We start from the raw sequence: 25,069 nt of genomic DNA on the forward strand, positions 1-25,069 counted from the left end.
AGTGAACGAGCGCAGCGAGTGAGCCCCGCAGTCGCGAACGAAAGGTGGGCACTGTGAGTCTCCTCCTCGCTCAGGATCCGACGCTGGCCGACTTCGGCCAGGATCCGTGGTGGCTGGTTCTCGGCAAGATCGTCTTCGCGTTCGCCTTCGGTCTGCTGGCCACCCTGCTCGGTGTCTGGTTCGAGCGGCGCGTGGTCGGTTACATGCAGGTGCGGCCCGGCCCCAACCAGGTCGGTCCCTTCGGCCTGCTGCAGACCCTCGCCGACGGCCTGAAGATGGCCTTCAAGGAGGACATCCTGCCGAAGGCGGCCGACAAGGTCGTCTACTTCTTCGCGCCGACCATCTCGGTGATCTGCGCGGTCACCGCCCTGTCGGTGGTGCCGTTCGGCCCGATGGTGAGCATCTTCGGCCACCACACGCCGTTGCAGGTCACCGACGTGCCGGTGGCGGTGCTGCTGCTGCTGGCCTGCTCCTCGATGGGCGTCTACGGCATCGTGCTGGGCGGCTGGGCCTCCGGCTCGACGTACCCGCTCCTCGGCGGTCTGCGGTCGAGCGCTCAGATGATCTCCTACGAGGTCGCCATGGGGCTGAGCATCGTGGCGGTCTTCATGACCGCCGGCACCATGAGCACCAGCGGGATCGTCGCGAAGCAGGCGCACGGCACCGAGCTGAGCATCTTCGGCCAGACGATCCCGGCACCGGGCTGGTACGCGATCCTGCTGCTGCCCAGCTTCGTCATCTTCTTCATCGCCACCGTGGGTGAGACCAACCGGGCGCCGTTCGACCTGCCCGAGGCCGAGTCCGAGCTGGTCGCGGGCTTCATGACGGAATACAGCTCGCTGAAGTTCGCGCTCTTCATGCTCAGCGAGTACGTCGCGATGGTGACCATGTCCGCGGTCACCACCACGCTGTTCCTCGGCGGCTGGCGTGCGCCCTGGCCGATCACCCTGTGGGAGGGCGCCAACTCCGGTTGGTGGCCGATGCTCTGGTTCTTCGGCAAGGTGATCGCGCTGGTCTTCGTCTTCGTGTGGCTGCGCGGCACGCTGCCCCGGCTGCGCTACGACCAGTTCATGCGCCTCGGTTGGAAGGTGCTGCTGCCGATCAACCTGGTCTGGATCCTGGTCCTGTCGGGCCTGCGGTCCATCGAGGACTGGGACTCGCGCGGCAAGCTGATCGCCGTCGGCATTCCGGCCGGCATCCTGCTGATCGCCACGATCCTCTGGCCCAGCCGGCGGCCGAAGACGAAGCCGACGACGCAGGAGCAGGTCGACAACCGACCGTACGGGAGCTTCCCGCTGCCACCGATGGATCTTCAGGTACCACCGAGCCCGCGCATCACGCGCGTGGTCGCCGAGCGGGAGCCGGCCAACATCGTTGCCGGCTCGGACTCCAGGGAGGTGTGACGTGGGCGCGATCACCGGAACGTTCAAGGGATTCGGTGTCACCTTCTCGCACATGTTCAGGAAGGTCGTCACGACCGACTACCCGTTCAAGCCGCCGGTGTCGGCGCCGCGCTACCACGGGCGGCACATCCTCAACCGGCACCCGGACGGCCTGGAGAAGTGCATCGGCTGTGAGCTGTGCGCGTGGGCCTGCCCGGCGGACGCGATCTACGTCGAGGGTGGCGACAACACCGACGAGCAGCGCTTCTCGCCGGGTGAGCGGTACGCCAGCATCTACCAGATCAACTACGCCCGGTGCATCTTCTGCGGGCTGTGCATCGAGGCCTGCCCGACCCGGTCGCTCACCATGAGCAACGAGTACGAGTTGGCCCGGGACAACCGGCAGGACCTGATCTTCACCAAGGAGCAGTTGCTCGCGCCGCTGCTCGAGGGCATGGAGCAGCCGCCGCACCCGATGCGCCTCGGTGACAGCGAGAAGGACTACTACGTCGGCGCGCTGGACAACCCGGGCACCTCCGCCGGTGCGGAGAAGTCCCCGATGAGCCCCGGCGGCTACCAGGTCGAGGAGCACCCCGGGGTGACGTTCCCGGGCGCCGAGCAGGCCGCCCAGCGCGTGGCGGCCGGCAAGGGAGAGGGAGCATGACCACGTCTACGGTCCTCGCCGCGGCGGGTTCGGTGTCCGGCGGCGAGGCGGTCACCTTCTGGATCCTGGCCCCGCTCGCGCTGCTCGGCGGGATCGGGATGGTCGCCGCGCGCAACGCCGTGCACTCGGCGCTCTGGTTGGTGCTGACCATGCTCTGCCTGGGCGTGTTCTACGTGCTCCAGGCTGGTCCGTTCATCGGCATGGTGCAGATCATCGTCTACACCGGCGCGATCATGATGCTGTTCCTCTTCGTGCTGATGCTTGTCGGTCGGGACTCCACGGACTCGCTGATCGAGACGCTGCGCGGCCAGCGGGTCGCCGCCCTCGTGCTCGGCGTGGGCTTCGCCGGCCTCGTCGGCACTGGCGTCTTCCAGGCGCTGGAGAAGACCACCGCGGTCGGCCTGGAGCAGGTCAACGCGGAGGGGAACGTGCAGGGCATCGCCCGGCTGCTGTTCACCAAGTACGTCTTCGCGTTCGAGCTGACCTCGGCGCTGCTGATCACCGCGGCGGTCGGTGCGATGGTGCTGGCGCACATCGAGCGGCGCAAGCAGGACAAGATCGACCAGCCGTCGACCATGCGGGCTCGCTTCGCCCCGGGCAACTACCCCGGCCCGAAGCCGGGCCCGGGCGTCTTCGCGACCTCGTCCTCGGTGGCCACCCCGGCCCGGTTGCCCGACGGTCGCCTGACCGACCGCAGCACCCCGGCGATCCTTCCGCAGCGCGAGCTGACCGCCGAAGAGACCTCGCTGAAGGGGACGAACAACTGATGGATGCGTTCTTCTCGGTCGAGCCGAACTACTACCTGGTCCTCGCCGCGGTGCTGTTCACCATCGGCGCGGCCGGCGTGCTGATCCGGCGCAACGCGATCGTGCTGTTCATGTGCGTGGAGCTGATGCTCAACGCGGCCAACCTGACGCTGGTCACCTTCAGCCGGATCAACGGTGACCTCAACGGTCAGATCATGGCGTTCTTCGTGATGGTGGTGGCGGCGGCCGAGGTCGTGGTCGGGCTCGCGATCATCATGTCCATCTTCCGGACGCGACGCTCGGCGAGTGTCGACGACGCCAACCTGCTCAAGTACTAAGGGGCCCACCGGTGGAAGAGACTGTGGAATACGCCCAGGCCACGGGGCTGCTCGGGAGCGTCTGGCTGCTGGTGGCGATCCCGCTGGTCAGCGCGGCCGTCCTGCTGCTGCTCGGCCGGCGCGCCGACCGCTGGGGGCACTGGTTGGGCGTCGCCGCCATCGGTGCCGCGTTCGTGCTCGGCCTCTCGTTCTTCTTCCAGCTGCGTGGCCTGGAGAACAAGTCGGTCGAGCTGAGCCTCTGGGACTTCATCGCGGTCGGTGACCTGCGCGTCGACTTCGGCCTGCTGTTCGACCCGCTGGCCGCGGTCTTCGTGCTGCTGATCACCGGGGTGGGCTTCCTGATCCACCTGTACGCGGTGGAGTACATGGCGCACGACGCGGGCCGCCGCCGGTTCTTCGCGTACTTCAACCTGTTCGTCGCGGCGATGCTGCTGCTGGTGCTCGGCAACAACTACGTGATGCTCTACTTCGGCTGGGAGGGCGTCGGTCTGGCGTCGTACCTGCTGATCTCCTTCTGGTACGGGCGGCCGAGCGCGGCCACGGCCGGCAAGAAGGCGTTCCTGATGAACCGGGTCGGTGACACCGGCCTGGCCATCGGCATCTTCATCATGTTCGCCACCCTGGGCACCACCCAGTACGACGAGGTGTTCAACGGCGTTGGCGCGCTGACGAGCACCACCGTGCTGGTGCTCGGCCTGTTGCTGCTGCTCGGCGCCGCCGGAAAGTCCGGTCAGTTCCCGCTGCAGGCGTGGTTGCCGGACGCGATGGAGGGTCCGACCCCGGTGTCCGCGCTCATCCACGCGGCCACCATGGTCACCGCGGGCGTGTACCTGATCGCCCGGTCCAACCCGATCTTCTCCGCCAACTCGACGCTCCAGCTCGTGGTGCTCAGCGTCGGTGCGCTCACCCTGCTGATGGGCTGCATCATCGGCGCGGCCAAGGACGACATCAAGCGGGTGCTCGCCTGGTCGACGGTGAGCCAGATCGGCTACATGTTCCTCGGCGTCGGTCTGGGCGGCGGCGCGTACGCGCTGGCGATCATCCACCTGCTGGCCCACGGGTTCTTCAAGGCCAACATGTTCCTGGGCGCCGGCTCGGTCATGCACGGCATGAACGACCAGGTGGACATCCGGCGGTTCGGTGGTCTCCGGAAGCACATGAAGATCACCTGGCTGACCTTCATGATGGGCTGGCTGGCCATCATCGGTCTTCCGCCCCTCTCCGGCTACTTCTCGAAGGAGCCGATCATCGCGAGCGCCTTCGAGCGGGAGGACTGGACCGCCTGGCTCTACGGCGGGGCGGCGCTGCTCGGCGCCGGGCTGACCGCGTTCTACATGACCCGGCTGTTCGTGCTCACGTTCCACGGTCCGAAGCGGTGGACCGAGGACATCGAGCACCCGCACGAGTCGCCGATGCTGATGACCATCCCGCTGATCCTCCTGGCCGCCGGGTCGGTGGCGGCCGGTGGACTGATGGTCCTCAACGGCGGTGTCGCCTCCTGGTTGGCTCCGGTGCTCGGCGAGGAGGCCACCGGCGAGGCGCACGGGGTGCTCTCCCACGAGGTGATCACGATCCTGTCGCTGCTGGTCACGGTGCTCGGCGCGGGGCTCGCCTGGTTCCTGTTCCGGGCCGGTACGGCCACCGCGCAGCAGCCGGCCGGGGTGCTGGTCACCGCCGCCCGGCGCAACCTCTACGCCGACGCGGTCAACGAGGCGGTCTTCGAGAAGCCGGGCATCTTCCTCACCCGGGCGCTGGTCTACCTCGACAACCGGGGCATCGACGGGCTCGTCAACGGGCTCGCCGCCGCGGTCGGCGGTGGCTCGGGTCGGCTCCGGCGGATGCAGACCGGCTTCGTCCGCTCGTACGCCACCTCGATTTTGGCCGGTGCGCTGCTGGTGATGGCGGCGTTCCTGGCGGTGCAGGCGGGGTGGTTGGCGTGATCGACCTCAATACGCCCGCCCCCGCCGGCGGACCACGCATCCACGACGGAGGTAAGGCCGCATAATGTCCAACTTCCCGTTCCTCTCGGTGCTCACCGTGGCGCCACTGGTGGGCGCCCTGGTGGTGGCCTTCCTGCCGCGCAGCCGGCCGGATCTGGCCAAGCAGGTGGCGTTCGCCTGGTCGCTGCTGGTGCTGGTGCTCTCGGTGGTGATGTGGGTCAGCTTCAACGCCGGCGGTGACCGGTTCCAGTTCCGTGAGTCGTACTCGTGGATCCCGAACTGGGGCGTCAGCTTCACCTTCGCCGCCGACGGCATCGCGCTGGTGATGCTGATGCTGATCGCGGTGCTGGTGCCGTTGGTGATCCTGGCGTCCTGGCACGACGCGGAGTCGTCGAAGCGGTCGGTGCCCGTCTACTTCGCGCTGCTGCTGGTCCTCGAGTGCACGATGATCGGCGTCTTCGCCGCCGCCGACGTCTTCCTGTTCTACGTGTTCTTCGAGGTCATGCTGGTCCCGATGTACTTCCTCATCGGCAGCTACGGCGGCCACCAGCGGCAGTACGCGGCAGTGAAGTTCTTCCTCTACTCGCTCGTCGGCGGCCTGTTCATGCTGGCCGCGGTGATCGGGCTGTGGGTGGTCGGTGGAAAGACCTTCGACTGGCAGGCGCTGTCGCAGGTCGACATCAGCACCGGCACCGAGCGGTGGCTGTTCCTCGGCTTCTTCCTCGCGTTCGCCATCAAGGCACCGTTCTTCCCGTTCCACACCTGGCTGCCCGACGCCGGTGGCGCGGCCCCGGCGGGCGCGGCGGCACTGCTCGTCGGTGTGCTGGACAAGGTCGGCACGTTCGGGATCCTGCGCTACTGCCTGCCGTTGTTCCCCGAGGCGTCGAAGTGGTTCGCACCGTGGGCGCTGGCGCTGGGCGTGATCGGCATCGTCTACGCCGCGCTGCTGGCGGTCGGTCAGAACGACCTCAAGCGGCTGGTGTCGTACACCTCGATCGCGCACTTCGGCTTCATCGGGGTGGGTATCTTCGCGTTCACCACGCAGGCCGGCACCGGCGCGGTGCTCTACATGCTCAACCACGGTCTGGCGACCGGTCTGCTGTTCCTGGTGGTCGGCATGCTGATCTCCCGGCGCGGCTCGTCGCTGATCAGCGACTTCGGTGGCGCCGGCAAGTTGGTTCCGCTGCTCGCCGGGGTGCTCTTCTTCGCCGGTCTCGCCTCGCTCGCGTTGCCGGGGACCGCGCCGTTCATCTCCGAGTTCCTGGTCCTGATCGGCACCTTCACGGTGAACAAGCCGGTGGCCGTCATCGCCACGCTCGGCATCATCCTGGCCGCCGCGTACGTGCTGTGGATGGTGCAGCGCACCACGCAGGGCACGCTCAACCCGGCGCTGACCGAGGTCGACGGCATGCGCCGGGACCTCAACCTGCGCGAGAAGGTCGTGGTCGCTCCGTTGATCGCACTGATCGTGCTGCTCGGCTTCTTCCCCAAGCCGGTCACTGACGTGATCAACCCGGCCGTCCAGGCGACCATGGACGACATCGGCAGAACCGACCCGGCCCCGTCCGTGGGCGGCACCGTCCAGGAGGCGGCAAAGTGACCGAGCTGAAACTGCCGTCGATCGACTATTCGGCGCTCTCTCCGATCCTGATCATGCTGGGCACCGCCCTGCTCGGCGTGCTGGTCGAGGCCCTCGTGCCTCGGCGCTGGCGGCACGTGGTGCAGCTGACGCTGGCTCTGCTGGCGGTGCTCGCGGCGCTGACCATGGTGGTCCTCAACGCCGACGAGCGGATGATCACCGCCGGCCAGGCCCTCGCGGTGGACGGGCCGACGCTGTTCCTCCAGGGCGCGATCCTGGTGCTGGCCGCGATGGCGCTGTTGCTGATCGGTGACCGTTCGGTCGAGCGGGGCGGGGCGTTCGTCGCCCAGGCCGCGGTGACCGCCGAGTCGGCCGACGACCGGCGGCAGGCCGAGGGGCGCAACGGCCTCACCGAGGTCTACCCGCTCACCACGTTCGCGATCGGCGGCATGCTGATCTTCGTGGCGGCGAACGACCTGCTGACCATGTTCATCGCGCTGGAGGTCTTCTCCCTGCCGCTCTACCTGCTCTGCGCGCTGGCCCGCCGCCGGCGTCTGCTGAGCCAGGAGGCGGCGATGAAGTACTTCCTGCTCGGCGCGTACTCCTCCGCGTTCTTCCTGTTCGGCGTGGCCCTGATCTACGGCTTCACCTCCGGCATTCCGGGCCGCACGGCCGGCGTCGACTTCGCCACCATCAACGCGGCGGTGAGCGAGTCCCCGGCCAGCCAGGTGCTGCTCTTCGCCGGCATGGCGCTGCTCGCCATCGGCCTGCTCTTCAAGGCCGCGGCGGCACCGTTCCACGTCTGGACCCCGGACGTCTACCAGGGTGCGCCGACCCCGGTCACCGGCTTCATGGCGGCCTGCACCAAGGTCGCCGCGTTCGGTGCGCTGCTGCGCGTCTTCCACGTCGCGTTCGCCGACGCCGCCTGGGACTTCACGCCGGTGCTCGGCGCGGTGGCGGTGCTGACCATGCTGGTCGGTGCGGTGCTCGCGGTCACCCAGACCGACATCAAGCGGCTGCTCGCGTACTCCTCGATCGCCAACGCCGGTTACCTGCTGGTCGGTGTGCTGGCGCCGAGCCGCGACGGGCTCTCCGGCACGATGTTCTACCTGGTCGCGTACGGCTTCTCGGTGCTGGCCGCGTTCGCCGTGGTGACCCTGGTGCGCGACGCCGACGGCGAGGCCACCCACCTGTCCCGCTGGGCGGGGCTGGGCCGGCGGTCGCCGTTCTTCGCCGGGCTGTTCACCTTCATCCTGCTCGCCTTCGCCGGTATTCCGCTGACCAGCGGCTTCACCAGCAAGTTCGCCATCTTCGGGCCGGCGCTGGACGGTGGTCAGGCCTGGCTGGTGATCGCCGGTGTGCTGACCAGCATGGTGCTGGCGTTCCCGTACCTGCGGGTCGTGGTGATGATGTGGCTCTCCGAGCCGGGCGAGTCCACCCCGACCGTCACGGTGCCCGGTGGGCTCACCGCCGCCGCGCTGATGATCGGTGTGCTGGCCACTCTGGTGCTGGGCGTCGCCCCGGCGCCGCTGCTCGATCTGGCTACCGGGGCTGCCGAATTCGTGCGTTGACCGAGGGATCGATCACTGGGGGTCGGCACGTGTTCACGTGCCGGCCCCCGGTGCGTATCCCCGGCCCGGAGCAGGTCGAACGCATGTGGCATGGTTGATAGCGTGGTGAATCCGGCGGGCGAGCGTTCAGGTGCCTCCGGCTCCGGCGGTCGGCGGGGTCGGGCGAGCACGAGTCAGTTTGGCGCGGTCGGTCTCAATCTCGTCGATCCTCGCGTCGAGGCGTCCGTGCTGGATGTGCTGGACACGGTCGAGGTCGAGTTGCGGGCGAGTGTGGCCAGCGCCGACCCGTTCGTCACCGAGGCTGCCCGGCACCTTGTCGAGGCCGGCGGGAAACGCTTCCGGCCGCTGCTGGTGGCACTCGGTGCCCAGTTCGGTGATCCCAGCGGCCCGCAGGTGGTGCCGGCCGCCGTGGTGATGGAGCTCACGCACCTCGCCACCCTCTACCACGACGACGTGATGGACGAGGCTGCCGTCCGCCGGGGCGCTCCGAGCGCGAACTCCCGGTGGACCAACTCGGTCGCCATCCTGGTCGGCGACTACCTCTTCGCCCGGGCGGCGGACATCGCCGCCGATCTGGGCCCCGAAGCGGTCCGGCTGCAGGCGCGCACCTTCGCCCGGCTGGTGCACGGCCAGATCGCCGAGACCGTGGGTCCGCGCGCCGGCGACGACCCGGTGACCCACTACCTGAACGTGATCGCGGAGAAGACCGGCTCGCTGATCGCCACGTCGGCCCGCTTCGGTGGCATGTTCGGTGGCGCCCCCGCGGAGCACGTCGAGGCCCTCGCCGGGTACGGCGAGACGATCGGCGTCGCCTTCCAACTCTCCGACGACCTGCTGGACATCGCCTCCGAGTCGGTGGAGTCGGGCAAGACGCCCGGCACGGACCTGCGCGAGGGTGTCCCGACGCTGCCGGTGCTCTACGCCCGCGCGGCGGACGACTCCGACGCGTCCTCGACGCGTCTGCGGGAGATCCTGGCGACCGGCCCGTTGACCGACGACGCGCTGCACGCGGAGGCGTTGGGGCTGCTCCGGGAGAGCCCGGCGCTCAAGCGGGCCCGGGAAACCGTTCGCAGTTACGCCGAGGACGCCCGCGCGCGCCTGGCCCCGCTGCCGCAGGGCCCGTCCCGCCAGGCCCTCGAATCGCTCTGCGACTACATCGCCGACCGCACCAGCTGATCCACGCCCCGGCTCGCGGCGGCGGGCACGCGGCTCAACAGGCGGCTGCCGACGAGCATGAGGGCGGCGGCGAGCAGCATCGCCACCGCCGCAGTGGTCCACATGGCGGGGTAGCCGAGGTGGGCGGCGAGTGGGCCGAGGCTCAGCGGGCCGAGGCAGCCGCCCGCGTACACCCCGGTCTGGGTGATCGAGGTGGCGGCGGCCGGTGACTGTGGATGGAGCCGGACCACGGCGAAGTTCATCAGGCCGGGCCAGGCCCAGCCCAGGCCGAAGCCGAGCACCACGCCGACCATCAGCGGCACCGAGCCGGTCAACGCGAGCAGGCCCAGGCCGGCCGCGCCGACGACCAGCATCGCGGCGATGAGGGCGACGTGACCGCTGTCGCGGCGATCGGCCAACCAGCCGGCACCCACCCGGGCCGCCACGCAGACCGCGCTGCCCAGGGTCAGGGTGAGGCCGGCGAGGCCCGGCGACAGCCCCCGGGCCGCGGCGGAGTCCACCAGGAAGGTGCCCAGCGCGTTGGCGGCGGCCGAGGCCAGTGTCGCCGCCGCGCCGATCACCACCAGCGCCGCCGTCGCCCGGCCGGCGCGCGTGGCGCCCGCCCGCCGAGCCAGACCGGGCAACTGCCGGGGTACGGCGGGCAGCGTCGTCAACGCGGCGACAGCGGCGGCCACGAACGCCCAGCGCCAGCCGACGGTGAGCGCGATGGTGGGCACCGCGACCCCGGCCAGCAGGGTGGAGACCGGAATGGCCGCCTGCTTGATGCCGAACGAGAGCCCCTGCCGGCGGGCCGGCACGTGCTGGGCCAGCGCGGTGTTGCTGGCCAACTGGCCGAGCGCGTTCGCCGCTGCGCTGACCGCCAGCAACCCGACCAGCACCGGGTACGACCGGGCGAGGGCGGCGACGGCCAGCATCGACCCGGCGGCCAGCACGATGCCGCAGCGGGCCACCAGGGCCGGACCGTACCGCTCGACCAGGCGGCCGGAGGGCACCGAGGCCAGCGCGCTGACCCCGAAGTAGACGGCCACGGCCAGGCCCAGGCCGGCCGGGGAGAAGCCCAGGTCCGTGCCCATCTGCACGGCGAGACCACCGAGCAGGAAGACGGGCAGTACGCAGGCCACGGTGGTGACGACTGCGCCGGCGCTCGCCTTGATCGGCTGGCGCCGGGCGATGGTCGGCTCGGGAGTGGAAACGGTGTTGGTCATCGTCCGGCAAATTTACGCGAACCCTGCTCAGGGCACGCATCGTGACCGACGGGGCACCATCTGTGGATGGTGATCTGGCATCCTCCACCCGAACAGGCATTTCGCAGCGGGCCTGTTTTTCATATGGTGTAAGTCCCCGGCGGCGGAGGTGGTTGTGCGCGACCCCTTGGCAGAACCTTCGGACCTGATCCGCAGCGTGTCCCGAGCGCTGCGGGTGCTGGAGTCGGTCGGTCGCGCCCCGAAGGGCCTGACCGTCAAGCAGATCGCCCGGCGGTGCGAGCTGACCGTGGCCACCACCTACCACCTGGTCCGCACCCTCGCCTACGAGGGCTACGTGATCCGTCGCGAGGACGGCACGTACATCGTGGGGTTGGAGGTGGCCGACCGCTACCGGGAGCTGGTGACCGCGTTCCGGGGCCCGCCAGCGGTCGGTGAGACGCTGCGGCGGGCCGCCCTGGACACCGGCTACAGCCACTACCTTGGTCGCTTCGTCGGCGGTCAGGTGGCCCTCACGGCGGTCGCCGAAGGGCACCGCTCGCCCTACCTGGAGGACCTGGTCCCCGGCTTCGACGAGGGGGCGCACGCGACCGCCCTCGGCAAGTCACTGCTCGCCACCCTCACCGCGGACCAGCGCCACCGCTATCTGCGGGAGTACGGCATGCGCCCGTTCACCACCGCCACGCTGACGACCACCGAGACGTTCGAGGCCGACCTGGCCGCCGGCGACCGGCGCGGCATGCAGTTGGAGATGGGGCAGTTCCGCCAGGGGGTGGCCTGCGCGGCGGTGCTCGTCTCGCCGGACAAGGACATGGAACGCCGGGTCGTGCTGGCCTGCGCGTTGCCGGCCAGCGAGATGATGACCTCCGCCCGGGTGGTGCGAGCCAAGCTGCTCACCGTGGCCCGTACCGTCGCCGACGGCATCGCCGCCGACACCTGACCGCAGCAACGCCGAGAGGCCCTCTCCCGGGCTGGGAGAGGGCCTCTCGTGGCGGTCCAGCGCCGGACCGCCTGAGCAACGTCAGCGGCCTACCGGCCGTGGGGGCAACGTCAGCGGCCTACCGGCCGCGGGGGCAACGTCAGCTGCCCACCGGGCCGCCGTCGAGGCGCCAGGTGACCACCACGCCCGGCTTGGCGTAGTCGCCGTCGGGCCAGTTCGAGGCCGGGTTCTCCACCGAGGCGCCGGTGATCTCACCCGGGTGCTGCACCGCGACGAAGACCGAGCGGTTGTCGCCGGTGATGAACGGCCCGCAGGTCTCCGCGCCGAGCGGCACGGTCAGGAACTGCTTGAGGTGACCCCGTTCGGGACCCTCCAGAGCGGTGGCGAACAGGCCGTCGTTGCTGCCCAGTGCGTTGCCGTCGGTGGAGATCCACAGGTTGCCGGTGGCGTCGAAGGCGACGTTGTCCGGGCAGGAGATCGGGGAGACCCTGGTCTTGTCGTACCCGGCGAAGAACGTCGACGGGTCGGTCGGGTCACCGCAGACGATCGGCAGTGACCAGGCGAAGGTCTCGGCCGCGTTGTCGTTGCGGTCCTCGACCAGCTCCAGGATCTGCCCGTGCTTGTTGGCGTTGCGCGGGTTGGCCTCGTCCGCGGCCGCCTTGTCGGCCTTGCCCCGGTCGGTGTTGTTGGTCAGCGCCACGTACACCTTGCCGGTGAGCAGGCTCGGCTCCACGTCCTCGGGGCGGTCCATCTTGGTCGCACCGACCTTGTCACCGGCGAGCCGGGTGAAGGTGAGCACGTCCGCGGCGGTCATCCCGTCGACGAACGACCGGTTGCCGCTGACCAGCTTGATCCAGCGACCACGGCCGTTGAACGCGCCGTCGGTGGGGAGCTTGCCCGAGCCGTCGATCTCGGCGGCGCTGGTCTGGTCGAGCTTCGCCACGTAGAGCGTGCCGGACTCCAGCAGGGTCAGGTTGTGCTTGCGGGCAGCCCAGGAGTTGCCCTTCATGAACTTCTTGTCGGAGACGAACTTGTAGAGGTAGTCGAACCGCTCGTCGTCGCCCATGTACGCGACCACGTGACCGTCCTTTGCGACGATCACGTTCGCGCCCTCGTGCTTGAACCGGCCCATCGCGGTGTGCTTACGCGGGCGGCTCTCCGGGTCGAACGGGTCGATCTCGACGATCCACCCGAACCGGTGCGCCTCGTTGGGATGCTTGGCCAGATCGAAGCGCTCGTCGGCGCGCTCCCACTTGCGGCTGCCGCTGGGGTAGCGGCTGGCGGTGCTGATGCCGTAGCGGTCCAGCTTCGGCTTCAGCTCGGCCGGGGCGGCGTCCGCGCCGACGAAGTACTGGTTGAAGTTCTCCTCACCGGAGAGCACGGTGCCCCACGGGGTCACGCCGCCCGCGCAGTTGTTCAGCGTGCCGACGACCGTACGACCCTTCGGGTCGGCGGCGGTCTTCAGCCAGGCCGAGCCGGCGGCCGGGCCGGTCAGGTCGAACTTGGTGCCGAGCGCGGTGACCCGCCGGTTGTACGGCCGGCGGCCGTTGTCGACCGGCTTCCACTGCCCGGTGCCCGCGACCCGCTCCAACTCCACCACGGACATGCCGTGCGCGGCCATGGCGGTGCGTAGCTGCTCCACGGAGAGCCCGTCCAGGCCGGGGAAGCCCGGGAACATCAGGTCCTCGTTGGTGTACTCGTGGTTGACCACGAGCAGCGCCCGCTTGCCCTGCTTGTCCAGTGGCAGCACGCCCACGAAGTCGTTGTTGTAACCGAACTGCTTGGACTGCGCCGCGGCGGTCTGGTGGTGCAGGTCGAACTCCGGCGCCCCCGGCAGCACCGGGTCACCCCACTTGATCACCACGGCGTGGTCGTAGCCGTTCGGAACGACAAGGGTGTCCAGCTTGTTCGGTGGGATCGGCTTGAAGGTCAGCGCGCCGTTGCCAACCCCGGTGCTGGGGCGACCGAAACCGAAGGCCTCCGGCACGTCCGGGGTGGTGGGGGCCGCCATGGCTGGCGCCGCCCCGGCCAGCGCGCCGGCCGCCGCGCCGCCGAAACCGAGGACCAACGCGCCGACCGCGCCGGCCCGGACCACGCCGCGTCGCGAGACCTCCGCGTTCACCACGTCTCCGAAGTACGCGTTGTCGGACGTGTTCGGTACCGGGTGGTCACAGGCGTTTCCGCAGCGGTACAGGCAGGTCATGGCGTCCCGGGTGCCGTGACGGGCGCCGGTCAACAGAGGGAGCAGCCGGGGACGGTCGCTCATGGGAGAAGCCTCCAGAGATGTCGGTGGCACGACAGGCTGCGTACCAGGCGGACGCTAGGAGGACGTGGTGAGCGCTCGTCGGCCTTGAGCTGAACCGGGCATGAACACATTCACGGGCGGCAACCGCCACGTGACCGGTGTGGCCTCGGGCTGAACTGATCGGCGTGACTGCGCGTACTTCTCATCGAACGCACCGCCGGACGCGCGCCGGAAGCGAGGAGACCGCCATCAGCGACCACGACGCCCAACTGCTGCGCGCGCTGCACGACGAGCACGCGGAGGCGCTGTACGCCCATGCCCTGCGGCTGGTCAACGGGGACCGGCAGCGAGCCGAGGACCTGGTGCAGGAGACGCTGCTGCGGGCCTGGCGGCATCCGGAATCACTGGACCCACGACGCGGCTCGGTGCGGTCCTGGCTCTTCACCACCGCCCGCAACCTGGCCATCGACGCCTGGCGGCGGCGGTCCACCCGGGTCGGCGAGGTGTTCACCGACGACCTGCCCGAACCGCCGGAGGTGATCGACGAGGCCGAGCGGGCGGTGGAGGCGTGGACCGTCGCCGAGGCGCTGAACCGGCTCAGCCCGACCCACCGGGAGGTGCTCGTCGAGTGCTTCTACCAGGGACGGTCGGTGGCCGAGGCGGCGTCCCGCCTGGGCGTACCACCGGGGACCGTGAAGTCCCGTACCCACTACGCGCTGCGGTCTCTACGGTTGGTCCTGGCTGAGATGGGAGTGACGGGATGACCCGGTGCGAGTTCGCGCACGACGATGGCGCGTACGTGCTGGGTGCCCTGGCCCCCGCCGAGCGGGCGGCCTACGAGCGGCACCTGGGCGGCTGCGACTCCTGCCGCGAGGCGGTCGCGGAGATCGCCGTCCTGCCCGGGTTGCTCGGGCGCCTCGACCCGGCGGGGTTGGAGCAGATCCTGCCGCCGCCGGCCCCACCCCGGGTGCCCGCGCTGATCGAGGAGGCCCGGCGTCGCCGACGTCGGGAACGCGCCGCCGACCGACGCCGGTACGCCCTGACCACGTTGGCTGCCGCCGGGCTGGCCCTGCTGGTCGGCGTGGGCACCGCCGTGGTGCTGCCCGGGCCGGCCGACCCGTCCGGGCCTCCGGTCGCGCAGAGCAGCACGCCCGCACCGCAGGTGTCGATGGTCGCCATGCGTCCGGTGGCCAGCACCGGGCCGGTGCACGCCGACATCGGGCTCATCGGCACCAAGTGGGGCACCGCGGTGACCATGCGCTGCGGGTACGACGCGCGGGCGAGCTACGGCAAGGCGTACCCGTTTCGGCTGGTGGCGCGCGGCCCGAACGGCGCCAGCGAGCAGATCGGCTCCTGGCTGGCCGCGCCGGGCGACGCCCTCCAGTTCACCGCTGCCACGAGGTTCACCGACGCGGAGCTGGTCAGCGTCGAACTCCAAAGAGCCGACGGCACACCAATCCTCACCTACGCGGTCCCCTAACCCCGACCCCGGCGCCCCGCACACCGTCCCCACCCCGTCTCCCCCCGCGATCTTGCACTTTCTGTCCCGGCATATGGGGCATAGAGCCGATATCGGCGACAGTTCCTGCAAGATCGGCGCGGGGTGAGGGTGGGGCGGGGTGGGGTGAGGTGGGGTGGGGTGAGGGTGGGGTGGGGTGGCGGGTTAGGCGATTGGGGCTGGTTGTTTGGGGGTTTGGGGGCGGCGGGATTGGCGGGCGTTGCGGACGGCATCGGCGGTGAAGACGACGAGGGCGAGCCAGACCAGCGCGAAGCCGGCGAGGCGGGCCGGAGGCATCGGCTCGTGGAAGATCAGCACGCCGCAGCCGAGCTGGAGGATCGGAGCCAGATACTGGATCATGCCGAGGCTGCTCAGGGGCAACCGGTTGGTCGCCCCGGCGAACAGGAGCAGCGGAGTCGCCGTGGCCGCACCGGCCAGCACCAGCAGCGCGGTGTGCCCGGCCGAGACGTGCCCGAAGGTGGACTCGGCGCGACTGGTCAGCCAGGCCAGATAACCCAGCGCCGGCAGCGCCAGCACCGCCGACTCGACGAAGAGCCCTTCCGCCGCAGGCAGCCCGAGCCGCTTCTTGACCAGGCCGTAGCCGGCGAAGCTGAACGCCAGGGTCAACGCCAACCACGGCAGCCGGCCGTAGTCCACCGTGAGCACCACAACCGCCGAGGCGCCGATTCCCAGCGCTACCCACTGTGTCGCGCGTAGTCGCTCCCGCAGCACCGTCACCCCGAGCAGCACCACGACCAGCGGGTTGATGAAGTAACCGAGCGCGGTCTCCACCACGCGGTCGGAGTTGACCCCGTAGATGTAGGTGCCCCAGTTGACAGCGATCAGCGCGGCGGCGGCGACGATCCCGGCCACCGCCCAGGGGCGTCGCAGCAGCGCCCGCAGGAAGCCGACGTTGCGCAGCGCGGCCAGCAGCAGGGCCACGAAGACGACGGACCAGACGATGCGGTGGGCCAGGATCTCCAGCGGGCCAGCCGGTCGCAACAGCTTGAGGTAGAGCGGAAAGAAACCCCAGAGCAGGTACGCGCCGAGGCCGTAGAGATATCCCAGGCGGAGTGACGTCACGTCTCAACCGTAAGGGGCATGCCGTCGCCTTGCTCCTTTCCGGTGATCGGTGTCACCGGTGGGCGCTGGTCGAGCTGCATCCATCGCTCGGGCGCGTCCAGTGGCGTGAAGCCCACTCGCCCGTACACCTGGTGGGCGTCGTTGGTGCACAGCAGGATCCGGCGTACGCCCAGCTCGGCCAGGTGGTCGCGGGCCGCGCCGGCCAGCCACCCGCCCAGCCCGCGACCCCGGGAGGCGCGGTCGACGTACACGTCGCAGAGCCACGCGAAGGTGGCACCGTCGGTGACGACCCGGGCCACCGCCACCTGGCGACCGTCCTCGGGCCGGTAGACGCCGAACGGCAGCGACCCGGCGAACGCCCGCGCGACGGTCTCCCGGTCCCGGCCGAGCGCCCAGTACGCGTCGGTGGACAACCAGAGGTGCACCAGGTCCAGGTCGAGTCGGGCGGGATCGGTGCTGAGCAGGTGGCCGTCAGTGCGCGTCAGCGAGAACATCCCGCGACGCTAACCGTCGGGGTGGGCTCCCGTGCCGGCCAATTCCCGAACTCCGGTCATTGGCCCGCCGGGGCCCCGGCCTTGGTCGGAGCCCCGGGCGGGCCGGTGTGTGCTGGCCGGTGGACGGTCAGTCCCGGTCGAGGACGGCGCCGAGGATCCAGGTCACGATGCTCACGAAGAGGGCACCGAGCACCGCGGCCGGCCAGAAACCGTCCACCGAGAACGGCAGCCCGGCCTGATCGGCGATCCAGCTGGTGAGCAGGAACAGCAGCCCGTTCACCACCAGCGCGATGAGACCCAGGGTCAGCAGGTAGAAGCCACAGCCGACGGTCTTGATGATCGGCTGGAGAACCGCGTTGACCACGCCGAAGATCACCGCCACCAGGAGCAGCGTGGTCACCGTCTCGCCGGCGGAGTCGGACTCCAGGGAGATGCCTGGAATGAGGAATGTGGCCAGCCAGAAAGCCAGAGCCGTGCTGGCCAGCCGAATCAGCAGACCTTTCAGAAAACCCATGGCGGGGATCGTGCCACGGACCTGGCACCGACGTAACCCGGCAGATGACGCGACCCTGGGGGATCACCCTCGTGCCGGACGCCCGATCAGTTGCGACTCGATCGGAGTGGGAGAGAGCAGCGCCCAGCGCAGTGCCCGCCGGTTGACCACGGCGACCATGTCGTCCCGGATCCGGGTCAGCCAGTCCGCTGAGCCGCCCAGCCCCAGCGCGGCGCCGGCCAGCGCCGCCTCGGCGGCGTTCAGCGGTTGCAGCAACGCCAGGTCGGCCCGGCTCAACGCGTCCACGTCCGCAGGGGTCAGCTCGTCCCGCACCACCAGGGTGGCCCGCCACGGCGGGCCCGGCTCCGCCTCGGCCGACACCGGCCCGGTGTCGACGACCAGCAGCAACGGACGCAGCGCGGTGCCCACCCCGTCGGCGACCGGTCGACCGGGTGGGATCAGCGGGATCGTCCCGCCCGGCGCACCCATCCCCACCCCTCGGACGAACGGCTCCCAGGCGCGCGGGCGTGCGGTCTGCACCACCACCAGGGCACCGAGTGCCAGGGCGCGCAGGGCCACCAACTGGGCGGCGGGTACTCCGCCGACCAGCAGCACCCGAGTGCTCTCCGGCCGGAACAGTCGCACGGTGATGGCTCTGCCGTGCCGGTTCGTGCCGACCATCATTCCCGCCTCGCCCAGGGTCAACTCCCAGTCCTCGATTGCGGGACGGGGCTGTGCCCCGGGTGTGGCCAGCGCCAACGGCATTGTGGCGGCCAACCCGAACAGGTGCGTGCCGTCGAGCCGTCGCAGCTCCCCGCCCAGGTCGGTCACCAGACGACTCAGCGCCTTCGTGGCCGCGGCCAGTTCGGTCGCCGTCCCGACGGCGAGGCGTACGGTCAGCTCGGTCGGCGCTTGACCGGGCCCGGTGGTCGGTGACGACCCCGCCGTGATCGACACCGTCGTCGCGGTCGCCGGCAGCGCGAGCAGCCGGGATACCAACCGTCGTCCACCCGCGCCGCCCGCGTCCGGCCACCGGACCAGCCGGAAGGTGGCCTGGACCAGGGTGCCGGTCCGGAGCGCCGGCCAGGACTCCCGCACCGGATGGCCGTCGTGGTGGGCCAACTCGCCCAGGACGCGTAGCGCCGCGGGCACGCCGAGCGGCCGTGCGGTCAGCGAGCCGAGTCGGCGGACGATGCGGCGTACCGTGCCGGCGAGTACGCGGCGCAGATCCTCCTCAGACCACCCGTCCACCCGCAGCACCCGGACCGCCACCACCGCCCGCTCCCGCCCGGCGAGCCGGCCGTCGGTGAGCTGCCGGTACGACGTCCCGACCGTGCCGACCGCGGCCGGCACCGGCGCCGGTGCCCCGGCGAGCAGCAGTTGGACCCGCAACGGCGGCACGTCCGGCCCGGCCGGGGGCAGCAACGCGGACGGCGCGGGAATCGCCCGGGACACGTCACCGAGCAGGTCGCTGGGGTCGCCAAGCTCCAGCAGCGCCACCATGCCCGCGGTGTCCTCCAGGACAGCGGCCGGCCCGCCGGCCAGCTCCGTCGAGCGGACGACGGTGCCCGGGGCGACCAGGTCGAGCAGATCGGTTGCTCCGGTCGGCCCGGTCAGCACCCGACGTCGGGTCAGATGCCCGACGCCGATGCCCAGCCACTCGAAGAGCCATCGGCCCCGCAGCCGGACCCCGGCGACCACCACCAGCAGTGCGGCAACGAATGCGGTGGCGACGATGACGGGTGCGGGCCGACCGAGGGCGGTGAGGACCAGCGCCGCGGCGACCTGCACGGTGACCAGTTGGCCGGCCCGCAGCCCCGAGCCCGCCCGCCGACCGGGCGCGACCCAGCGAGCGACGGGCGACCGGCGACGGGGTGTGCGTGGACCGGCCGAGCCGCGGCTGCCCGCTGCGGATCGGCCCGGCCCGGCCGGCTCGCCCACCCCGATTGCTCTCGGCGCGGCACTCGGCCCGGACCCGACCGGGATCGAGGGATGCGGCCCTCCGGTGGTGATCGCCGGCACCGTGCCTCCTCGACCAGTGGGACCGTGTCGGCGGCCGGCCGCCCCGGGCGGCCCGTCACACGCCGCGACGTGTTTGCCGCACATCGTAAGCGACCGATGGCTGCCGTGGTTGTCCACAGGGGAGGCGCAGGGGGTAGCAGAACCGCTACGAGGTCGCTACCGTCAGCCACGAAGTTCATCGCTGACCCGCGTCTCCCAGTGCTCCACGACCGGGCCAAGCGAACGACGCGTCCCCAGGGCGGGCGCGTCGACGGCCAAGGTGCGATTGAAGAGACGAGGTGACGTAAGGGTGTCCCAGACCCAGGCAGAAGCCGCGGTGATGCAGCAGACCGCCGCGAAGTTCGAGCAGGTGGACCAGTCGTTGCAGTCGATGTTGACCGGCCTGCTGGCCGAGCTGCAGGTGTTGCAGCAGGCCTGGCGTGGTGCCGGCGGCCGGTCGTTCGAGCAGGTCAAGCAGCAGTGGTCGCAGGACCAGGCGGCGCTGCACCGGGCGCTGCGGGAGACCGCTGGCGCGATCCGCACCGCCGGCCGGCAGTACGACGTGTCCGACGACGACGCGGCCAGCCGGGTGGCCGGCACCAACCGCGGCGGCATCCAGCTGCCGCTCTGATCCCGCTCGGGAGGGGAATCCGATGGACCACGGTGTGCTGGTCGTCAACTTCGCCGCGCTTCAGCAGGCCGGCGCGGACATTCAGAAGGCGCTGAACACACTCGACTCGCAACTCGGCCAACTCGAACGCGACGCGGCCCCGCTGGTGGCGAGCTGGACGGGTGAGGCGCGGCAGGCCTACGAGCAGCGGCAGGCGCGGTGGCGGTCCGCCTCGCAGGACCTGCAGGCGATGCTGCGTGACATCAAGCTGGCGGTGAACGACTCCGCCGCCGACTATCTGGACACCGAGAAGAAGAACACCGGGCTGTTCCAGTGACCGCGGTGTGCCGGGAGCGCTGACCGTGTCCGAGTCAGCGCTCCGGCCGCTGCGGCTCAGCGGTCGGGGCGGTCAGCTCGCCGGGTCAGGCCGGATCGGCCGGGCGCCAGCGTCGGCGGGCACCACGAGGCAACACCAGGGCCAGCAGCGCCACGGTGGCGGCGGTCGTGCCGACCACCGCGCCGACCAGCAGGGCCCGGTCCCGTGCTGTCGCTCGGCGGGCCTGGCGGGCGAGCAGCGCCGGGTCGGCCCGGTCGTCGGCGAGCACGGCGACCGGCTGCGGGTCGGCAGCGCGGATGCCGCTGGTCTCGGTGACCGCCCGGTACGGGTTCAGCACGCCGGCGCCGTACCCGCTGCCGTGGCCCGCGCCGGGAGCTGGATCGGCGGTGGCGATGATGCGTTCCGCTACCTGGGCGGCGGTCAACTCGGGCCGGTATTCCCGCAGCAACGCGGCGGTGGCGGCCACGAAGGGCGCCGCGTAACTGGTGCCCTCGACCTGATGGTGGCCCGCCCCGGGGGCTGCGGTCAGCACCTCGCTGCCCGGGGCGACCAGATCGACGTACGAGCCGGTCTGCGAGAAGGCGGCCCGCCCACCGTCCGCCCCGATCGCCCCCACGCCGAGCACCCCGTCGTAGCCGGCGGGAAACGGTTTGGGGTCCCCGCTGTCGTGCAGGTTGCCGGCGGCGGCCACCAGCACCACGTTTCGGTCGACCGCGTACCGCACCGCCGAACGGACTTCCGGGTCGTCGGCATACAGCACCACGGACAGGTTCACCACGTCGGCGTCGTGGTCGACGGCCCACCGGATGGCCCGGGCGAACTCGTCGGCGCTGACCGTACGCCCCGACTCCCGCCCCTGCACCACCTGCTGCTCACTCACCCGCACCGGCATGATTCGGGCACCCGGCGCCAAGCCGCGGAAGGCGACTCCGGGCCGGGGTGCCGCCGCGATGATGCTCGCCACACCGGTGCCGTGTCCGGCGCAGTCCTGACTGCCGTCCCCGCCGGGGTCGAGCAGGTCGGTGCCGGCCAGCACGCGCCCGGCCAACTGGGGGTGGACCCGATCCACCCCGGAGTCGACCACCGCGACGGTCACCCCGGCGCCGGTGGCCAGCGGCGCGAGCCGGGCGGGGTCGTACCGTTGCTGTGGCCACGGTGTGGTCGTGACCGGTTGGACGGGGGCGAGTGGGGTCGCGCACGACGGTGCCGTCCGGAGCCTGGCGGTGGCGGCGACGGCCGGGAGGGCCGGTACGGTCAGCAGGCTGGCGGCGAGACCGGCGAGGACCGGGCGCGTGATCGATCGAGACATTGACAGCCTCCGTATCGTGTCGGCTCCGGGACGGGATGTTATCGCCTCGCTCGCGCCCCGGCAGACCGCTGATGGCCAGCCATTGTGATCTTGGTATGACCTTGTAGGTTGTACGCGATACCTGTGGCCTGTTCTCGGAAGGAGAGGTGGCCGTGACCGAATGGGAGCCGGCCACGGAGGCCGAGGTGGCGATGCGCGACGCGCTGCGCGCCAACGACCAGGAGCTCTACTTCCGGCTCCTGTCCCGCAGCGACCTGTTGCTGCCGGTCTCCGCGCCGGCGCAGCCCGGCCAGGCACCCGCGGGCTGGGGCACCTGGACCACCGGTGGCCGGACCCACGTGCTGGCCTTCACGTCCGCTGCCGCCCTGCGGGCCTGCCTCGGCGAGCACCCGGGGAGCAACCGCCGCATTCCCTTCGCAGACCTCGCGGTCGGCTGGCCCAACCAGGAGTGGTGGCTCGCCGTCAACCCGGGTCTGCCGGTCGAGGGCTACCTGCCGGCCTGGTTCGTGTCGCAACTCTCCCGGGACGACGTGCGACTGCCCGGCCGCGCCATGGGCGCGCGCGCTCGCCTGGAGCGGGCGGAGACCCTGGCTCGCACCCGGACGGGCGCGTCCGGCCGGGACGCCGGGCCAGCCGCTGGATCGCCTCCCACGACGAGTGCCCCGCCGCCCGGGCTCGCCCCGATCCCGCCGCCCCCGATCCCGTCCGCCCCGATCCCACCCGCCCCGATCCCGCCCCGGAGGGCCGCGCGGGGTGCGATGCCCTGGACGGCGGGGACGCCGTCGACGCCCGGCCCGGCACCGCGGATGCCCGGGCCCGCTGAGCCGTCGCGCCGACCCGGCGAGGAAGACCTGCCCGCCGCCGGTCAGCGGTACCCGAGCGACCCACCCCGAAGTGGCGCGTCGGGCACCGGCGCGCTGCCCCGCACGGGCCGGCCGTCCCGGTTCACACCGTTGGCACCCGCCGACCGTCCCGGTGCTGGTCCGGCCGACCAACCGGGCCCGGGTGTGGGCTGGCCCGCAGCGAATCGGCCGGGCGACGCCGACGGTCTGGCCGCGGGCAACGGCAACGGTGGCCCCCAGGGCTCTCGGCGTTCCTTCTTCGACCCCGCCCCCGCCCGGGATCGGGTGTCCGACCCGGCATCGGGCGTGGGCCGATCCGGTGACCGCGCGGCCCCACCAACCCGATTCGGGCGGGGCAGCCAACCCTTCCCACGCCGCCGCCCGGCCGACGCGCCGGGCGAGGAGGCCGCGACACGGGCCTTTCCGATGACGGATCCGGACGCGACCCGGCCGCTGCGGCAGCCGGCCGGCGATCTCGGCGTTTCCCGGGGCGTACGCGCACCGGCATCCGGGGAGGAAGTCACCCAGCCGTTGCCGCCGCGCCGACCCGCTCCGATCGCAGAGGAGCCCACCCGGGCCTTCCGGATGACGGGTGAACCGCCGCCGAGCAGGGCGGCGCAGCGGCCCAGCCCTCCGGCGGACGAGACCCAGGCGATCCCACCAGGCCGGTTCGGGCCGGTCGATGAGTTGTCGACGTCCGTCGCGGAACCGGTCTCCGGCCCGCCCGCGCCGCGCCGCGGGTTCACGCCCATCGTCATCGAGGGCACCATCATCGAGTCCCGCGACCTCACCGACCCGGTCGAGACCAGCGGTCCGTTCGAGGCGACCCCGCGGCCCCGCCCCGCCGAGGCCGCCCCGCCGTCGTTCGGTTCGGCCCACTCCGGCCCGGGCCTGTTCAGTCCGTCGTCGTTCAGCCCCAGTCGGCCCGATCCTGGCCCCTCCGCCCCGCCCTCCACGGACCCGGCCGACACCGGCCACGCCGACGCCGGCTTGAGCGACGCCGGCTTGAGCGACGCCGGCTTGAGCGGTGCCGGCATGGGCGGCGTTGGCTTGAGCGACGCCGGCATGGGCGGCGTTGGCTTGAGCGGCGGCACGGGCGGCGCTCCTTTGCGCGGTGATGGCGGCGTACACACCGATCACCGCGATGGCGTCCCGGTCGCTGGCGAGCACGCCGACGCGGGCTCGTCGGTCGGCGTGACCGGCTCGGAGCACACCGTCAGCGACGAGAGCACGAGCGTGGGCGGCGACGGGCAGCGCCCGCCCGCCGACGAACCGGCGCCGATCGACTTCGAGCCGGCCAACACCGTCGAGGAAGACCTGCTCGGCGCCGCCAGTGCCGGCAGCACGGACACGTTCCTGTCCACCCTGTTGCTGGCCCGGGTGTTGCTGCCGGCGGCACCGGACTCGGCGCGGGGGAGCCGCCCGGGTGATTCGGGCTTCGTCTGGCGTACCGGGCAGCTCGACGGCGAGACGTACGTGGTGGTCTACACGTCGCCGGAACGCCTCGCCGACCACGTCGAGGACGAGGTCGACACGGTCCGGGTGAAGTTCGCCCAACTGATCCGGCGCTGGCCGGACGAGGACTGGTCGTTCGCCGTCAACCCGGGCACCCCGGTCGGCGCCAAGTTGCCCGGGGATCAGATCGTCGCGTTGGCCAACTGGGCCGCCGAGGTGGGGCTCGGTGACGACCTGGAGGTGGACCCGGAGGAAGCGCCGGCCGTGGCGGAGCCCACCGCCCGACCCCGGTACGCCCCGGCGGCGGTCGACCCAGCCCGCCCGACGGTCATGCAGAAGGCGATCGCGCCCAGCCAACTCGCCTACTACCTGGACCGGGGATACGACCGGGTCTCCGGCTTCGTGCACCGGGCCGGTGAGCTGGCCCACCTGACCACGCCGGCTCAGGTGCACGACGCGCTCGGCCTCAGCTACGCCGGTTCGCCGTTCGCGCGCGACGCTGAGGAGATCTACGTGCTGCGCTGGCCGGCGCACCGGCCGAGCCTCTACCGGATTCCGTACGGCGGTCAGAACGAGCCGGCGATGCGGGCCATGGAGGGCTGGGTCATCGAGCGGCCGCCGTTCCGAGGCAACGGCTTCGCCCCGGGCGAGAGCAGCGACGTGGTGGCGGAGTTCAAGGTGGACAGCGCGCGCCTTCCGCACGGCACGCAACTGTGGCGGATCGGTGCCGACGGCACCGAGCGGGTGGTCGCGGAGCTGGACACCGACGCGGTGGTCTGGCGACGGGTCGGTGAGGCGTGATGCGCGACGGTTACGTGGCCCGCTGGCAGGGCCGGGAATACCAGGCCAGCCCGGATGGCGACAACATCCGCCTCTACCAGCCCGAGCCGGGCGAGGGCTTCGAGGAGGTCCGCGCGGGCCGCTACGTCCGGGTGCTGCCGGCGAGTGAGATCGAGGATCTGGCGTACGTGCGGACCACCTGCACCTGGCAGGGGCAGCCGTTCATCGTGCTCGGCGAGCACGACGCCTGGCTGCGGGTGGAATACACCGGTGGGCGCTGGCCGGTGGCCGAGGCGATGCGGCTGGAGGTCTTCGACTTCGGCGTCTACCAGGGTTGGGCACCGGCCTCCGAGGTCACCGACCTGCGGGAGCAGCGGGTCTGAG

22 protein-coding genes are annotated in these 25,069 nt (G+C 71.3%); 15 read left to right on the forward strand and 7 right to left on the reverse strand.

From position 1 onward, the window contains the following. Positions 1-53: 53 nt before the first annotated feature. From nuoH to C7C45_RS19120, 8 genes are all read left to right on the forward strand, one after another. Positions 54-1,403, forward strand: coding sequence for an NADH-quinone oxidoreductase subunit NuoH (gene nuoH, locus C7C45_RS19085; protein ID WP_110565043.1), 1,350 nt, complete (start codon positions 54-56; stop codon positions 1,401-1,403). A gap of 1 nt (position 1,404) precedes the next feature. Beyond that, the gene (gene nuoI / locus C7C45_RS19090; protein ID WP_110565044.1) at positions 1,405-2,046 is read left to right on the forward strand and encodes an NADH-quinone oxidoreductase subunit NuoI; all 642 of its coding nucleotides are present in this window, start codon (positions 1,405-1,407) and stop codon (positions 2,044-2,046) included. Next, the gene (locus C7C45_RS19095; protein ID WP_110565045.1) at positions 2,043-2,813 is read left to right on the forward strand and encodes an NADH-quinone oxidoreductase subunit J; all 771 of its coding nucleotides are present in this window, start codon (positions 2,043-2,045) and stop codon (positions 2,811-2,813) included. Before nuoI ends, C7C45_RS19095 begins: the two co-directional genes overlap by 4 nt. Continuing rightward, positions 2,813-3,130 carry an NADH-quinone oxidoreductase subunit NuoK gene (nuoK, locus tag C7C45_RS19100; protein ID WP_110565046.1) on the forward strand — a complete coding sequence of 106 codons (318 nt, stop codon included), beginning with the start codon at positions 2,813-2,815 and terminating at the stop codon, positions 3,128-3,130. Before C7C45_RS19095 ends, nuoK begins: the two co-directional genes overlap by 1 nt. Positions 3,131-3,141: 11 nt before the next feature. Further along, positions 3,142-5,070: an NADH-quinone oxidoreductase subunit L gene (nuoL, locus tag C7C45_RS19105; RefSeq protein WP_110565047.1), complete on the forward strand. Its 1,929-nt coding sequence runs from the start codon at positions 3,142-3,144 to the stop codon at positions 5,068-5,070. A gap of 64 nt (positions 5,071-5,134) precedes the next feature. Next, complete coding sequence (locus C7C45_RS19110; RefSeq protein WP_110565048.1) at positions 5,135-6,670, forward strand: NADH-quinone oxidoreductase subunit M; 1,536 nt, start codon at positions 5,135-5,137, stop codon at positions 6,668-6,670. Further along, on the forward strand, positions 6,667-8,220 hold the full coding sequence (gene nuoN, locus C7C45_RS19115) for an NADH-quinone oxidoreductase subunit NuoN (RefSeq protein ID WP_110565049.1): 1,554 nt from the start codon (positions 6,667-6,669) through the stop codon (positions 8,218-8,220). The genes C7C45_RS19110 and nuoN overlap by 4 nt, the downstream gene beginning before the upstream one ends. A 90-nt stretch (positions 8,221-8,310) precedes the next feature. Next, a complete protein-coding gene (locus C7C45_RS19120; RefSeq protein ID WP_110565050.1) occupies positions 8,311-9,396 on the forward strand; it encodes a polyprenyl synthetase family protein in 1,086 nt (361 codons plus the stop codon). Here C7C45_RS19120 and C7C45_RS19125 read toward each other — a convergent pair. After that, a complete protein-coding gene (locus C7C45_RS19125) occupies positions 9,372-10,601 on the reverse strand; it encodes an MFS transporter (protein ID WP_110565051.1) in 1,230 nt (409 codons plus the stop codon). The genes C7C45_RS19120 and C7C45_RS19125 overlap by 25 nt on opposite strands. 154 nt (positions 10,602-10,755) lie before the next feature. On the opposite strand from C7C45_RS19125, the gene C7C45_RS19130 reads away from it, so the two are divergent. Beyond that, the gene (locus tag C7C45_RS19130; RefSeq protein ID WP_110565101.1) at positions 10,756-11,538 is read left to right on the forward strand and encodes an IclR family transcriptional regulator; all 783 of its coding nucleotides are present in this window, start codon (positions 10,756-10,758) and stop codon (positions 11,536-11,538) included. Positions 11,539-11,677: 139 nt separating this feature from the next. Here the strand turns inward: C7C45_RS19130 and C7C45_RS19135 are convergent, their stop codons facing one another. After that, complete coding sequence (locus C7C45_RS19135) at positions 11,678-13,804, reverse strand: PhoX family protein (RefSeq protein ID WP_110565052.1); 2,127 nt, start codon at positions 13,802-13,804, stop codon at positions 11,678-11,680. 227 nt (positions 13,805-14,031) lie between these two features. Here C7C45_RS19135 and C7C45_RS19140 point away from each other — a divergent pair, with 227 nt between their 5' ends. Continuing rightward, positions 14,032-14,547 (forward strand): sigma-70 family RNA polymerase sigma factor, encoded by a 516-nt coding sequence (locus C7C45_RS19140; protein WP_051708644.1) that lies wholly within the window; start codon positions 14,032-14,034, stop codon positions 14,545-14,547. After that, the gene (locus C7C45_RS19145) at positions 14,544-15,263 is read left to right on the forward strand and encodes an anti-sigma factor family protein (RefSeq protein WP_110565053.1); all 720 of its coding nucleotides are present in this window, start codon (positions 14,544-14,546) and stop codon (positions 15,261-15,263) included. Before C7C45_RS19140 ends, C7C45_RS19145 begins: the two co-directional genes overlap by 4 nt. Before the next feature lie 183 nt (positions 15,264-15,446). Here the strand turns inward: C7C45_RS19145 and rarD are convergent, their stop codons facing one another. From rarD to eccE, 4 genes are all read right to left on the reverse strand, one after another. Beyond that, positions 15,447-16,364 carry an EamA family transporter RarD gene (gene rarD / locus C7C45_RS19150; protein ID WP_110565054.1) on the reverse strand — a complete coding sequence of 306 codons (918 nt, stop codon included), beginning with the start codon at positions 16,362-16,364 and terminating at the stop codon, positions 15,447-15,449. Further along, positions 16,361-16,858, reverse strand: coding sequence for a GNAT family N-acetyltransferase (locus C7C45_RS19155; protein ID WP_110565055.1), 498 nt, complete (start codon positions 16,856-16,858; stop codon positions 16,361-16,363). The genes rarD and C7C45_RS19155 overlap by 4 nt, the downstream gene beginning before the upstream one ends. A gap of 127 nt (positions 16,859-16,985) precedes the next feature. Next, entirely contained in the window at positions 16,986-17,372 is a 387-nt protein-coding gene (locus tag C7C45_RS19160) for a phage holin family protein (RefSeq protein WP_110565056.1), read from the reverse strand. Positions 17,373-17,435: 63 nt separating this feature from the next. Beyond that, positions 17,436-19,373 (reverse strand): type VII secretion protein EccE, encoded by a 1,938-nt coding sequence (eccE, locus tag C7C45_RS19165; protein ID WP_425271148.1) that lies wholly within the window; start codon positions 19,371-19,373, stop codon positions 17,436-17,438. A 289-nt stretch (positions 19,374-19,662) separates the two neighbouring features. Between eccE and C7C45_RS19170 the strand changes: the two genes are divergently transcribed. Both C7C45_RS19170 and C7C45_RS19175 read left to right on the forward strand, forming a co-directional pair. Then, entirely contained in the window at positions 19,663-19,983 is a 321-nt protein-coding gene (locus tag C7C45_RS19170; RefSeq protein WP_110565058.1) for a WXG100 family type VII secretion target, read from the forward strand. Between the two features lie 22 nt (positions 19,984-20,005). Further along, positions 20,006-20,299 (forward strand): WXG100 family type VII secretion target, encoded by a 294-nt coding sequence (locus tag C7C45_RS19175; protein WP_074316082.1) that lies wholly within the window; start codon positions 20,006-20,008, stop codon positions 20,297-20,299. 85 nt (positions 20,300-20,384) lie between these two features. Here C7C45_RS19175 and mycP read toward each other — a convergent pair whose 3' ends face one another. Continuing rightward, on the reverse strand, positions 20,385-21,608 hold the full coding sequence (mycP, locus tag C7C45_RS19180) for a type VII secretion-associated serine protease mycosin (protein WP_110565059.1): 1,224 nt from the start codon (positions 21,606-21,608) through the stop codon (positions 20,385-20,387). 152 nt (positions 21,609-21,760) lie between these two features. On the opposite strand from mycP, the gene C7C45_RS19185 reads away from it, so the two are divergent. Both C7C45_RS19185 and C7C45_RS19190 read left to right on the forward strand, forming a co-directional pair. Next, positions 21,761-24,706: an SseB family protein gene (locus tag C7C45_RS19185; RefSeq protein ID WP_110565102.1), complete on the forward strand. Its 2,946-nt coding sequence runs from the start codon at positions 21,761-21,763 to the stop codon at positions 24,704-24,706. After that, on the forward strand, positions 24,703-25,068 hold the full coding sequence (locus C7C45_RS19190) for a hypothetical protein (protein WP_110565060.1): 366 nt from the start codon (positions 24,703-24,705) through the stop codon (positions 25,066-25,068). Before C7C45_RS19185 ends, C7C45_RS19190 begins: the two co-directional genes overlap by 4 nt. Position 25,069 lies beyond the last annotated feature (1 nt).

The organism is Micromonospora arborensis, from assembly GCF_003205615.1.
Lineage (GTDB): Bacteria > Actinomycetota > Actinomycetes > Mycobacteriales > Micromonosporaceae > Micromonospora > Micromonospora arborensis.

Excerpts from the sequence above, each read along its gene's own strand:
- C7C45_RS19095 (WP_110565045.1), top strand. The coding sequence starts at position 2,043 with ATGACCACGTCTACGGTCCTCGCCGCGGCGGGTTCGGTGTCCGGCGGC.
- nuoK (WP_110565046.1), top strand. The coding sequence starts at position 2,813 with ATGGATGCGTTCTTCTCGGTCGAGCCGAACTACTACCTGGTCCTCGCC.
- C7C45_RS19110 (WP_110565048.1), top strand. The coding sequence starts at position 5,135 with ATGTCCAACTTCCCGTTCCTCTCGGTGCTCACCGTGGCGCCACTGGTG.
- C7C45_RS19120 (WP_110565050.1), top strand. The coding sequence starts at position 8,311 with ATGGTTGATAGCGTGGTGAATCCGGCGGGCGAGCGTTCAGGTGCCTCC.
- C7C45_RS19125 (WP_110565051.1), bottom strand. The coding sequence starts at position 10,601 with ATGACCAACACCGTTTCCACTCCCGAGCCGACCATCGCCCGGCGCCAG.
- C7C45_RS19135 (WP_110565052.1), bottom strand. The coding sequence starts at position 13,804 with ATGAGCGACCGTCCCCGGCTGCTCCCTCTGTTGACCGGCGCCCGTCAC.
- C7C45_RS19145 (WP_110565053.1), top strand. The coding sequence starts at position 14,544 with ATGACCCGGTGCGAGTTCGCGCACGACGATGGCGCGTACGTGCTGGGT.
- C7C45_RS19155 (WP_110565055.1), bottom strand. The coding sequence starts at position 16,858 with ATGTTCTCGCTGACGCGCACTGACGGCCACCTGCTCAGCACCGATCCC.
- C7C45_RS19160 (WP_110565056.1), bottom strand. The coding sequence starts at position 17,372 with ATGGGTTTTCTGAAAGGTCTGCTGATTCGGCTGGCCAGCACGGCTCTG.
- C7C45_RS19175 (WP_074316082.1), top strand. The coding sequence starts at position 20,006 with ATGGACCACGGTGTGCTGGTCGTCAACTTCGCCGCGCTTCAGCAGGCC.
- mycP (WP_110565059.1), bottom strand. The coding sequence starts at position 21,608 with ATGTCTCGATCGATCACGCGCCCGGTCCTCGCCGGTCTCGCCGCCAGC.